Consider the following 12,961-nt stretch of genomic DNA (forward strand, 5'->3'; position numbering starts at 1 on the left):
AATACGGAGATTAAATGCCTGTAGAAATCCTCAAAGAACTAATAAACATTCCCTCCATCTACGGCAACGAAAAGCAAATTGCAGATTTTGTAGAAAATTTCATAAAAACCGAAAATCCTCACTTGCAAATCCATAGAGTAAACAACAGCATAATAGCCACAACGCCCTTTGATGAGAACAAACAAACCGTAGCCTTAGTCGGTCATTTAGACACCGTTCCTGGTGAAAATAAATATACAGGAAAAATCATAAACGGTAGGTTATACGGTCTTGGTGCCAGCGATATGAAAGCTGGAGACGCTGTCATACTCAAAATAATATCTGACTTAAAAGAAAAAAACTCCAAATTTAACCTGACTTTTATCTTCTACGAAAAAGAAGAAGGACCATACGAAGACAACGGATTAAAACTGCTCATATCAAAATTCTCAGAACTCATAAAAAGAAACGACTTTGCTTTTGTTTTAGAACCGACAGATAATAAAATTCAAGTCGGCTGTCTTGGCGTCATCCACGCGTGGTTCATATTTAAAGGGAAACGGGCACATTCAGCAAGACCTTGGGAAGGCGATAATGCAATTCACAAAGGCTGGAAACTCCTCAAAACGCTAAGTGAGATGAAACCTGAGGAATACAAAGTTGGCAACCTTTCCTATTTTGAAGTAATGAACGCAACAATGGTAGACTTCAAAGGCGGTCGTAACATTATCCCTGAGGAGTTCCTAATAAACGTAAACTACAGGTTTACGCCAGACAAAACTACAAAAGAAGCTTTAAAGAAAATAGAAAAGTTAGCAGAAGAAACTGAAACATCCTCTCTAAAAATCTGGGACATATCACCCGCTGCAAGACCCTGCCTTGACAACCCTATTTTACGTTTGTTTAAAGAAACGTTTAATTTACCAATAGAAGCTAAACAAGCATGGACAGATGTCGCCCAGCTATCCGAAATCGGCGTAGATGCAGTTAACTTCGGTCCAGGTCAGCCTCACCAGGCTCATCAAAAAGATGAATACGTAGAAGTAGAAAAAATCCACACCTGCTACCACATACTAAAAGAATTCCTTTTAGAATAACAACCTTTCTAAATCTTCTAAAGTAAATTCGCTGTGCCTTTTAAACTCCTCTCTTTCGTAAGGAAAATCACTTCTAAAATGTCCTCCTCTACTCTCTTCTCTCCTCATCGCACTTATAGCCATTGCAAGCCCTAAAATAGCTCCATTCCTCACTTCCCAATTAGATAAAGAAAGAGCTATATTTGAAAGCCTATCAATAGCCTTAGTTAAAGAATCTGCCGTTCTAACTATACCAACGTTACTCCATAAAACTTTCTTAACATCTTCCAAAACATACTTCTGCTCATTCTGAGGCTTCCACTCCTCTAACTTTACTCTCACTTCAGCAAACCTCTTACTCAAATACCTCCAATCAGCATACACTCCATAAGCAGCTCTATTACCAAAAACAACACATTCAAGCAAAGAGTTACTGGCAAGTCTATTAGCTCCATGAACTCCCGTACATGCAGCCTCTCCTACAGCGTAAAGACCCTTTAAAGAAGTTCTACCAAAACTATCAACAGCTACTCCACCAATATAGTAGTGAGCTACCGGAGTTATAGGAATTAAATCTTTCTTCGGGTCCAATCCCTTCTCTTTAAGCTTTCTACAAATTGTGGGAAACCGTTCATAAATATCTATCCCCCTTCTCTCTATGGGTCTAAAATCTAAATAGATATCTCCACCAGACAGTCTCCGTTGCGTTTCAATAGCCCGAGTTACAACATCTCTCGGAGCAAGTTCCCACAAATGGTGATAGTCCCCCATAAACCTTCTACCATGTCTATCAACGATAACAGCCCCTTCTCCTCTAACAGCTTCAGATATCAAAAAACACTCTTTATCATCACAAAAAGCTGTAGGATGAAACTGAACAAACTCAAGGTCCTTTAATTTTGCACCATACCTTAAAGCAATTGTTATACCGTCCCCCGTTGACGTTGGAGGATTAGTAGTTTTCTCAAATAATCCCGCCGCACCACCAGTAGCAAAAACAACAGCCGGAGCGTAAAAGGCTCTCAAATCCCCAGAAACTTCTGCTAAAACTCCATAACATCTTCCATTTTTTACTATAAGCTCTTTTACACGAACAAACTCCTGAATCCTTCCAGAATAAGCACTTATCAACGCTTTTTCTATATCCTCCCCAGTTTTATCCTTACAATGCGCTATCCTCGCAACAGAATGAGCAGCTTCTTTAGTAAACCGGATAAATCCTTCCTCATCTTTATCAAAATCCACCCCCAACTCAATAAGGTCTATAACCCTTTTTACTCCTTCCTCCACCAAAATCCTTGCCATCTTCCTATCTACCAAACCAGCTCCTGCCCTTACCGTATCAGCAAAGTGCAGGTCAGTAGAATCATCAGGAGGCAGGGCAGAAGCTATACCTCCCTGAGCCAAAAAAGTTGAACCCTCATACATTTCAGACTTAGAAAGAACACAAACATCTAAACCTAACCTTTTAAGAACAATTGCGCAGTAAAGCCCAGCAGCTCCAGAACCTACTACAACTACATCGTAAGTTTCTGAAGGTATATCAAGCGAGTCAACAGTAAGTAAACTTTTCATAACTCCTCCACTATAGCCTGATAATAAACGAAGTTTCTATACCTTTCTTCTCAAGTTTCTCTTTAAACCGCTTAGCATCTTTCAAAGAAAAAACAGGACCAGCCAAAACCCTATAATAACCATCCATGTAGACAACCCTCACCTTTATTCCATACCTTCTCATTACAGAATACTTAAAAGAATAAGCATTCAGCTTATTCCTAAAAGCTCCAATCTGAACGTAAAATCGCCCCTTTCGATACTCAGACGCAACGTAACGATGGTCAACTTTTCTGCCTAAAGCTATCAACTTCACCTTTGCCACACCCTTTTTCAACATACCCAACTTCTTGGCAGCAGCGTAAGATAAATCTATGATTCTACCTTCCACAAAAGGTCCTCTATCGTTTATCTTCACAATCACGCTTTTTCCATTCTCAAGGTTTATAACCTTTACGTAAGTACCCAAAGGCAACGTCTTATGAGCTGCTGTTAACTTATACATATTGTAAATCTCACCGCTTGCCGTTCTTTTTCCATGAAATCCAGGACCATACCACGAAGCATACCCAACCTCAACATAACCATAACTACTTTTCCTTACGCAATAAACTTTCCCACCAACACTATAAGTGTAGCTACACTCCGATTTCCTATAAAACACCCCTCCCTTCTGTGTAGAAGGAATGATAACTACTCTTTCACTACGCGTTCCACAAGAAATAAGGAAAACAGCAAAAAGAAACACAATAAATCTCTTCATATTTAGTGTACCTCTAATCTAAATAAATTGTAAAATATAAATTAATAATAAACAAAGGTTTAGAGTATAATTTAAACAGACATCTTTTCAGGGAGGAGAAAATGAAAACAAAACAACTCAGTATTACCCACAAAATACTAATTGTTTTCTTCATTCTCGTAGCCCTATCTACGCTCTCCTTCTTTCATTTACTCAACAAGACCTATAAAGTAAGCCTTATAAATCAAGGTAGAAGTCTCGCACAAGAAATTATCATATTCAGAAAGTGGGCTGCAAGTTTCGGAGGTGTATGGACAAAAGACAAATACACTGAAGGCATCGGTTATTTAATGAGTTTAGATGCTCCCTATGGAGAATTAAAAGCCTATAAGTCAGATGAAGTTCTTAAAAGAGTAGGAGAAACTCACTTCTTTCTCCACAACCCAGCACTTGCCACAAGAGAACTTTCACAACTATCAAACATTGAATACGGATGGTCTTTCCGCGTAGTATCAGACAGATATATGGCTCCAGAAGACAAACCAGATACCTGGGAAACAAAAGCCATAAAAACTATTGAAAAGAAAGGAGTTACAGAATACTGGGGATGGGATGGAAAAACATTCCGTTACGCCAAAGCTATTTACGTAAAGCAGAGCTGCCTAAAATGTCATGGACCTGAAAATCAAATACCTGAAGAAATATTAAAGGCTCTCAAAGCTAAATATGGAGATAACTACAAAAGAGCCATCAATTACAAAGTTGGCGATTTAAGAGGAATTATAAGCGTATCCATCCTACCACCAAGCATTATTTCAACCGCTCTATCTCTTGTTGATATAGTTAATATAGGAGCATTCATCATAGCTTTCTTGGTGTTCTGGTTATTTGCTAAGTATGAAATAATAATTCCTATTGAGAAACTGACAAAAGCAGCTCACGATATAAGTCTCGGGAAATTAGATATTGATTTAGGAGTCCGCGGTCTGAAGGAAGAAGAAGTTAAAGATGAAATCACTAAATTGGCTATAGCCATTGACCGTTTAAGAGCCAGTGTCCAAATCGCCATTGAAAGGTTAAGAAAGAAAAAATAAAACTAAAGGGGGGATATAATCCCCCCTCTTCATTCTACGGTTGAAAATTAACATCTCAAAAACTTACAATAAAGCTTCCAAAACTCATCTGAGGTCAACAGTATGAAAACTTTTATAAAAGAAAAAAACGAAATGATAAAAACAGGGCGAATTGTTTTTGAAGCCGGACTAACAGACACCCACGGAGGAAACATAAGCATCCGAAAAGGTGAACACATAATAATCAAAAAATCAGGAAAAATGTTAGGTTTTTTAACAGAAGATGACTTTGTAATTACAACCCTTCAAAAAAACGAAAAACTTGACGAAGGTGCTTCAATTGAACTATTGGTCCACAGAGCTATATACCAGAACTTTTCCGAAATTAACGCTATCGTTCATGCCCATTCACCGTACACTGTTGCCTGCTCTTTAATAACTAACACAATAACACCTATGGATTCAGAAGGAAAATTACTACTACACAAAGTACCCGTTTTATCTGCCACCTGCGTAGTGTCATCAGAAGAAGTCGCAACAAAAATTATCGGTCTCCTCAAACTATCCCCAATCGTGGTAGTAAAATCCCACGGAGCGTTCTCAACCGGTAGAAATTTAAACGAAGCATTAAAATACCTATCAGCCCTTGAAAACTCGTGTAAAATTCTCTCAATCTATCACTCAGTAAAGGGGAGCTAAATTGGAATGGAATTTCAAAGAAATATGCATAATAGGTTTAGGATTAATCGGAGGCTCCTTTGCTCTTAATTTGAAACTAAAAGGTTTTAACGGAAAGATTACTGCAATAGACATAAATCCAGAAGCAATAGAAAAAGGACTTGACTTAGAAGTAATAGATGATGGAAGTATCAAACATTCCATCGCAGAAAACGCAGACCTAATAGTTATAGCTACCCCCGTTGGTGTTTACGAAGAAGTAATCCGCCAACTTCTTCCTTTTATTTCATCCGGAACAATCGTCACAGATTTAGGAAGCGTAAAAGGGCACATAGTGTTTAAATGTGAGAGTTTACTAAAAGGGAAAGCTCCCTTTGTGGGAGGTCACCCAATAGCCGGAACTGAAAAATCCGGAGTGGACAACGCTGTAGAAAACCTTTTCAGCGGAGCAAAATTTATTGTAACTCCAACTCCAAACACAGATAAAACCGCACTGGAGAAGGTTAAAAACCTCTGGAAAAATTTAGGTTCTGAAGTAATAGAGATGGACCCTTTCTTTCACGACATAGTTTTCGCCTCAGTCAGTCACCTTCCCCACGTGGTAGCTTACGCCATCGTTGATGCAATAGATAAACTTTCCAACGAAATAGGAGAAGACCTGTTCCAGCTAACAGGAGGAGGTTTCAGAGATTTCACAAGAATAGCCATGAGTGACCCCATTATGTGGAGAGACATCTGCATAGAAAACAGAGACAACCTCCTCAAAGCTATCAAAACGTTCAAAAAATCAATAGAAAAAGTGGAAACTCTAATAGAACAAGTAAAATCGGAAGAACTAAAAGATTTTTTTGAAAAGGCAAAAAAGAAAAGAAGCGAGGTAAGGTGATTGAACTACCGCACCGATTAGAAAATAGCTTCTTCGCAGTAAGACAATTTACGACTTACTTTGATATAAAACTGACTGAGTATCAACCAATAGTAACAGGAAAGTATTCAGGTACCTATAAAGAGCTTATAAATCTAATTTTAGAGGAGAACCTAACCCCTATACCGCGTTTCCTCTCCAACCAAGAAATATTCCTTATCACCGAAAAAGCAATAGAGGAAATAACTGGAAAAATCGCTGAAGAATTTGAATATGTAGAATCCACTGTAGAAAGAATAAGAGATTTGAATCAACATAATGTGGAAAACGAAACTGCGTGGGAATCCTTGTCAAAACTACCCGAAGAAACCCGCTGGAAGTTCAAAAAGCTTTTAAAGATTAAAGAGATAGTAGAAAGCAGTACTAACAATATTCCCAACGCAACAGATACTTTTCAACTCTTTAAAAGAGACTTCAGAAAAGACATAAAAGTAAACGTTATTCTATTTCCTTTTATATTCCCTATAGAAAAGCAGCTGTTAAAAAACTGGAACTCAACAGTAACCTTTTTTTCTATCCCTGAGCTAAACATTAGTAACAACCTATTTACATCTTTAAGAAATTCCATTAAAGAAAGTGAAATTAAAGTAGAAGAAATCCCTGCAAATACCTTAGTCCACACCCTAAATCTTGAAAGAAAAGAAATCAGTACCCCTACAAAGTTAACAATTAAAGAGTGCAAAACCAGAGGCGAAAGTGTTAAGTATATAGTAGACACCATCATCCATCTTTTAGAAAAGGGACTTATGCCTCATGAAATCGTCGTAACAGGAAGTTCCTTAGATGAGATTTCTCAACTTCTTTATTACCTCCTAAAGGAAAAAAACGTTCCCTTCCGTTTTCAAATAAGAAGTATCCCTTTAATCAGCTCTCCGTTCATAAAACATTTACTAAACCACATAAAATCCACCCCCTCTCCCCCAAAAAACCTTTCCGAATGGCTTGAATATTCCGTTGACCTTTACTATAAAACCTCTTTCAACGAAGAAACTACAATAAAACACTTAGAGAAATTCGCCGAAGAAGCCACAACGCTAAAAAAACTGAACCTCCTTCCATCTCACAAACTATCCCCAGAAGAAGCATTCAATCGCCTAAAACTTTTCTTCAGAGAAAGGTACATGCCCGTTGAAGATAACGACCCTTACGGAGTCCACATCTGTTCACCAGAAGCCGCAATTTCCCTATTCCCAAAAGCTGTTATATTTGAAAATCTCTCCGAAGGTGTATACCCAAGAACATATCCCTTTGACCCTGAATTCTCCTATGAAGAAAGAAAGCTGATAAACAAAGCCATCAACCGCGAAAACATAGCTGAAGAACCTTTTCCAACCAGAGAAAGATTAATTGGTTACGACATACTAACATTCTCCTACCTCCTTTCCCTACCTTTAGAAGAGCTTCATATAACATACCTATCAGGTAAAGGCAAATCACTATTTGCCGAACTCTTAGAAGAAAAGGTCTCCAAAGAAAGAGAAAGGGCAGAAATAACTACTTCCATAAGCGTTTCTTGCTACAAAGTTTTCAAAGGACTAAAAAAACCAGATAATCTACCGTGGGAAAAGGGTATTGAAAGCTGGAAAAACAGAGAACAGGATTTAAGTTACAACTTCTACATAAAAGACAAGCAATTAAAAAAAGAACTTACGCACAAAATCCCCACCACAACTATCTCCACCTACCTTGAATGCCCTCCAAAAGCGCTGCTATCTTTAGCGTTTCCACAGGAAACAGAACAAACTATAGAACAGTTGGAAGGAACCATTTACCACGAAGGAATAAGGAAACTTTTTTCAAAACAACACACGAAAGAAGAGGTAAAGGCTTTAGTTGAAAGCTTCCTCAACGAAGAAAATCCCCACCACCTCCTCCTCTCCTCCCACATAACAGAAAACCTCCATCGCTTTCTATCTTTCTTCAAAAACCATCCAATGACTCAACAAGGAAAAATCCTCCAGGAGTACCCCGTTGAACTCACCATATCAAACGTTAAAATAACTGGCAGGATAGACATGCTCATAGAAAACAACGGCAAATTCACCGTCATAGATTTTAAATCACGAAATGTAAACAAAAGCTCATACAACCCGCCCAATCCCCAATCCATTCAAACAATATGCTATGCCCTCGCCATCAACGCTCCTTTAGAAAACACAGAATTCCACTTTATATCGGTCTCAAGAAGTGGAAAAAAAGTAAAAGAGGAAAACTGGAGAAAAACGTTCAACGGAAACGATAGAAAAGTAAAAGAAGCTATTTTAAAACTAAAAATAGCCATAACAGCTATGAAAAACGGTATTTTCACCCCCTATACCTTTAAAATAAACTGGAGAGAAAAAAGAATAGAACTAAACGAAAATCCCTGCTTAGAGAATTACTACATCTCTGAAAGTACAAAACGCACTTTAGAGAAAGCCTTCACTAAAATACTAAAACACTACCTAACCGAAGAACCATGAGAAAGAAACTCATAATCGCCTTCATAATATCAACGTTAATACACTTAACCGTTCTCTACAACTTAAAACTGAAATTAGCTACTTTTGAAAAAAACAACAAAGAGAACGTAGTAGAAATATCCCTTTCTGCTCCATTAGCAACACCTCCGAAAAAAGAAAAGAAAATCTCAACTACAAAACCAAAGATAAAGAAAGTAAAACAGAAAACAAAACTTCAACCAAAACCTAAACCAAAATCAAAACCTCCCCAAAAGAAAAAAACGAAAACCCACCTTAAATCCCAAAAACAGAAAAGCTTTAAACCCAAAAAAATCCACCCCCCAATCTCCACAAAACCCCAAAATAAAAAACAGATAGTGGAAACCCCGAAAGAAAAAATATCAACAGCTCAAAAAACTATCTCCTCTCCTCCGTCTCCTATCCAGTCTCCCCTAAAGACAGCTCCAAGCAAAATACAACCCACCTCTCAACTCCCAAAACCAAACGTAACATCTACATCCATAAAAGAAAACAAAAGAGAAAAAGAAGAATACCTAAAACTGATAATCGCCGAACTTGAAAAACACAAAAAGTACCCGCTAATTGCCAGAAGGTTAGGAATAGAAGGAACCGTAACGGTGGAATTCATCGTTAAAAAAGACGGTTCTCTTAAATACGTTAAAATCGTATCATCAAGCGGTAATTCCATTCTTGATTCAGCCGCAGAAAAGTTAGTAAAAGCCTGTCACTTTCCTCCCTTACCTGCTGACTTCAAAGAAGATAGTTTTAAGGTTAAAATTCCCATACATTACAAACTCCAGTAATCTAAGGAGAAGCTATGTCCGAAATCTACCCATACCTTAAATACGTTGAAAAAAACCTACACTTTGAAAACGTTAATCTAAAAGATTTGGCGCTCAAAGAAGGAACCCCTCTCTACGTTTACAGCAAAAACGCCCTCCTCTACTGGTTTAACGAGTTTGACAGCGCTTTCAGAGAAATAAATCACATAACTTGCTTTGCCGTAAAATCCTGCTCTAACGTAAACATACTCTCCATTCTTAGAGAAGCAGGCGCAGGCGCAGACACCGTATCGGCAGGCGAAATATTCAGGAGCCTAACGGCAGGCATAGACCCTAAAAAAATCGTTTTTGCAGGAGTAGGAAAAAGAGAGGATGAAATAGAATACGCCATAGAAAAAGATATCCTTTTAATCAACGTAGAATCGGAAAGTGAACTTAAAACAGTAGAAAAAGTGGCAGGGAAACTACAGAAAAACGTTTCTATTGCGTTCAGAGTAAATCCAGAAGTTGACGCAGGAACGCACCCTTACATATCAACAGGTCTCAAAACGAGTAAATTCGGCATAAATTACGAAGAAGCTATAGACCTCTATAAGTTAGCAGCTAATTCCAAATGGCTTAACCCCAAAGGTATTCACTTTCATATAGGCTCTCAGATAACAGACATCTCAGCATTTGAAGAAGCCGCTAAAAAAATCGCCAATTTAGTTAAAGAACTTCATTCCATAGGAATAGAAATAGAATATTTTGATGCAGGCGGCGGGCTTGGAATCAACTATAACCCATCAATTCCACCCATTCCATCAAAAGCCTTAGCCGAGAAACTAATTCCGATAGTAAAAGAAATAGGCTGTACCCTTATATTAGAACCTGGAAGGAGAATTTCCGGAAACGCAGGAATTCTCTTAACCAAAGTTATATACGTAAAAGAAAGAGATGAAAAACTTTTCTACATCGTTGATGCAGGAATGAACGACTTATCAAGACCTTCCCTATACAAAGCCTACCACCATATAGTTCCCGTTGAAGAAAAAAACGGAATAGTCAAAAAAGCAGACGTAGTGGGACCAATCTGCGAAACAGGAGACATTTTGGCAGAAGGTAGAGAACTTCCAGAACTAAAGGAAGGAGACGTCATTGCCGTTTTAAGTGCAGGCGCTTACGGATTTTCAATGTCTTCCAACTATAACTCTCGTCCAAGAGCCGCAGAAATCTTAGTTGATAGTAATACCTACAGAATAATAAGGCAGAGAGAAACCTTAGGAGATTTAATAGCAAGGGAAACTTTACCACCTGTAAAATAGAAAGGGGGGAGTAAAGACTCCCCCCCCTTCAACCTTAAAACTATCAGGATTAAACGTCGTAGTAAAGCATAAACTCCATTGGAGTTGGTCTTAGTCTAACTGGGTCAATCTCTTCCTTACGCTTGTACTCAATGTAGTCCTCAAGGAACTGCTCAGTCATTACGCCGCCTTTTGTAAGGAACTCGTAGTCTTTCTCAAGAGCGTTAATCGCTTCTTCAAGAGAACCTGGAACAGTAGGAATATCCTTAAGCTCTTCTGGTGGAAGGTCGTAAAGGTTCTTATCAACAGGCTCTCCTGGATGAATCTTGTTCTCAATTCCATCAAGACCAGCCATGAGAAGCGCAGTAAAGGCAAGGTACGGTGCACCTGAAGAGTCAGGGAATCTAACCTCAATTCTCTTAGCTTTAGGAGATGTAACAACTGGAACTCTAATAGAAGCAGACCTGTTTCTTGCAGAGTAGCAGAGGTTAACAGGTGCTTCGTATCCAGGAACAAGTCTCTTGTAAGAGTTAACTGTTGGGTTCGTAAACGCACAAACAGCCTTTGCGTGCTTAATAATTCCACCGATGAAGTAAAGGGCAGTTTCAGAAAGTCCAGCATACTGGTCGCCGTTAAAGAGGTTCTCACCGTTCTTCCAGATAGACATATGAGTATGCATACCTGTTCCGTTATCACCGAAGAGTGGCTTAGGCATAAACGTAGCAGTCTTTCCAAACATCTTAGCTACGTTCTTAACCAAGTACTTAAGCCACTGAACGTTGTCAGCAGCCTCAATAAGAGTACCGAATCTGAAGTCTATTTCACACTGTCCACCAGTAGCAACTTCGTGGTGGAGACATTCAATAACAAGTCCTGCTTCTTCAGCTTTTAAAGAGATAACCTTTCTAATGTGGTCAAGCTGGTCAAGTGGTGGAACAGGGAAGTAACCACCTTTAACTTTTATCTTATGACCAAGGTTAGGATTCTCATCTGCACCGCTTCTCCAGATACCCTCAACGCTGTCAACTTCGTAGAAACCGTAGTTCATACCAACATCAAACTTAACGTCATCAAAAATGAAGAATTCAGGTTCTGGACCGCAGTAAACAGTATCTCCAATACCTGTAGACCTGAGGTATTCAATAGCTTTCTTAGCAATGTTCCTTGGGTCTTTGTGGTAAGGTTCCTTTGTAACAGGGTCAACAATATCAGCAATTACAACAAGGGTTGGAATTTCGGAAAGTGGGTCCACAGTTGCAGTTGTTGGGTCAAGTTTAAACATCATGTCACTTGCGTTGATAGGCTGCCACTGTCTGATAGAAGAACCATCAAAGAAAAGACCCTGCTCAAAGCTCTCTTCGGAAATCTCATGAGCTGGGAAAGTAATATGATGCCATGTTCCGAACATGTCGGTAAATCTGAGGTCTACGAACTTAATACCTTCTCTTTGAATAAGTTCTACAACCTCTTTAGCGTTCGTTGGTCTCATGGAACCCTCCTTTTATTTTAAATTGCATTTTCTCCCCTTTCACCTGTTCTAATTCTGATAGCATCTTCAACCGGAATAACAAAAACTTTTCCATCACCAATTCTACCTGTTTTGGCAGCGTTTACAATCGTTTCTACTACTTTGTCAGCTATAGAATCAGGAACTATCACTTCTATCTTTATCTTAGGGATGAAATCAACAACGTATTCTGCACCTCTGTAAAGCTCTGTATGTCCCTTCTGTCTTCCAAAACCTTTTACCTCTGAAACTGTAAGACCTTGAACACCTATTTCCGTTAGAGCATCTTTCACTTCTTCCAACTTGAACGGCTTAATAATCGCTTCTATCTTCTTCATCTTTTTACCCCCAATGGAAGTTGACCTTTATTTTAACAAAATTGATGCCAATAAAATTGAAGAATATTCTTAAAGAAAAAAACACTTTATGCACCATATAAGTGCAATCAGCCGATTTCCCTGCACATTTTCTGTGCACATTTATCACAATAGCCGTAAAACTTATACTCTATTTCTTCTACGATATAACCCTTCTGTTCCACCTTTCTACACGTATATCTACAAACCGGTGTTTCTATATCCTCTATTTTTCCGCAACCTTTACATATAAAGTGGTGGTGAAAGTCTGTTTTCCTGTCAAACCTTGACTGCTTATCAATTATTATTTCTTTTATCTTCCCCTCCTCAGCTAACTCTTTCAAAACTCTATAGACAGTTCCAAGGCTTATTGTCGGAATCTCCTTCTTTGCCCTCTCGTACACCATTTCAGCTGTAGGGTGGTCACAGGAATCTTTCACTACCTGATACACAACCGCTTTTTGCCTGGTATTTCTCTTCCTCTTTTTAGCAGATTTTTCCAAAAGGAAACCTCCAAATGATAATCATTCACAATTATAGAAAG

General features: G+C 38.5%; 12 protein-coding genes. 7 read left to right on the forward strand and 5 right to left on the reverse strand.

Annotated elements, in window-relative coordinates; genetic code table 11:
• The first annotated feature begins 14 nt into the window (after positions 1-14).
• Positions 15-1,076, forward strand: a complete 1,062-nt coding sequence (gene dapE, locus QOL23_RS07595) for a succinyl-diaminopimelate desuccinylase (RefSeq protein ID WP_283400987.1) — start codon at positions 15-17, stop codon at positions 1,074-1,076.
• Here the strand turns inward: dapE and nadB are convergent.
• Positions 1,068-2,630, reverse strand: a complete 1,563-nt coding sequence (nadB, locus tag QOL23_RS07600; RefSeq protein WP_283400988.1) for an L-aspartate oxidase — start codon at positions 2,628-2,630, stop codon at positions 1,068-1,070. The genes dapE and nadB overlap by 9 nt on opposite strands.
• A gap of 10 nt (positions 2,631-2,640) precedes the next feature.
• Positions 2,641-3,372, reverse strand: coding sequence for a septal ring lytic transglycosylase RlpA family protein (locus QOL23_RS07605; protein ID WP_283400989.1), 732 nt, complete (start codon positions 3,370-3,372; stop codon positions 2,641-2,643).
• 101 nt (positions 3,373-3,473) lie between these two features.
• Between QOL23_RS07605 and QOL23_RS07610 the strand changes: the two genes are divergently transcribed.
• The 6 genes from QOL23_RS07610 to lysA all read left to right on the forward strand — a co-directional run bounded on the left by QOL23_RS07610 (position 3,474) and on the right by lysA (position 10,575).
• Positions 3,474-4,445 (forward strand): c-type heme family protein, encoded by a 972-nt coding sequence (locus QOL23_RS07610; RefSeq protein WP_283400990.1) that lies wholly within the window; start codon positions 3,474-3,476, stop codon positions 4,443-4,445.
• 102 nt (positions 4,446-4,547) lie between these two features.
• Positions 4,548-5,123, forward strand: coding sequence for a class II aldolase/adducin family protein (locus QOL23_RS07615; protein ID WP_283400991.1), 576 nt, complete (start codon positions 4,548-4,550; stop codon positions 5,121-5,123).
• A 1-nt stretch (position 5,124) separates the two neighbouring features.
• Entirely contained in the window at positions 5,125-5,988 is an 864-nt protein-coding gene (locus QOL23_RS07620) for a prephenate dehydrogenase (RefSeq protein WP_283400992.1), read from the forward strand.
• Positions 5,985-8,489: a PD-(D/E)XK nuclease family protein gene (locus QOL23_RS07625; protein ID WP_283400993.1), complete on the forward strand. Its 2,505-nt coding sequence runs from the start codon at positions 5,985-5,987 to the stop codon at positions 8,487-8,489. The genes QOL23_RS07620 and QOL23_RS07625 overlap by 4 nt, the downstream gene beginning before the upstream one ends.
• Positions 8,486-9,292, forward strand: coding sequence for an energy transducer TonB (locus tag QOL23_RS07630; protein WP_283400994.1), 807 nt, complete (start codon positions 8,486-8,488; stop codon positions 9,290-9,292). The genes QOL23_RS07625 and QOL23_RS07630 overlap by 4 nt, the downstream gene beginning before the upstream one ends.
• A 14-nt stretch (positions 9,293-9,306) precedes the next feature.
• Complete coding sequence (gene lysA / locus QOL23_RS07635) at positions 9,307-10,575, forward strand: diaminopimelate decarboxylase (RefSeq protein WP_283400995.1); 1,269 nt, start codon at positions 9,307-9,309, stop codon at positions 10,573-10,575.
• 49 nt (positions 10,576-10,624) lie between these two features.
• Here the strand turns inward: lysA and glnA are convergent, their stop codons facing one another.
• From glnA to QOL23_RS07650, 3 genes are all read right to left on the reverse strand, one after another.
• Positions 10,625-12,043 carry a type I glutamate--ammonia ligase gene (gene glnA, locus QOL23_RS07640; protein WP_283400996.1) on the reverse strand — a complete coding sequence of 473 codons (1,419 nt, stop codon included), beginning with the start codon at positions 12,041-12,043 and terminating at the stop codon, positions 10,625-10,627.
• A 17-nt stretch (positions 12,044-12,060) separates the two neighbouring features.
• Positions 12,061-12,399 (reverse strand): P-II family nitrogen regulator, encoded by a 339-nt coding sequence (locus QOL23_RS07645; RefSeq protein WP_283400997.1) that lies wholly within the window; start codon positions 12,397-12,399, stop codon positions 12,061-12,063.
• Positions 12,400-12,506: 107 nt separating this feature from the next.
• Positions 12,507-12,920 carry a Fur family transcriptional regulator gene (locus tag QOL23_RS07650; protein ID WP_283400998.1) on the reverse strand — a complete coding sequence of 138 codons (414 nt, stop codon included), beginning with the start codon at positions 12,918-12,920 and terminating at the stop codon, positions 12,507-12,509.
• Positions 12,921-12,961: the final 41 nt, after the last annotated feature.

It is taken from the genome of Desulfurobacterium pacificum, assembly GCF_900182835.1.
GTDB lineage: Bacteria > Aquificota > Aquificia > Desulfurobacteriales > Desulfurobacteriaceae > Desulfurobacterium_B > Desulfurobacterium_B pacificum.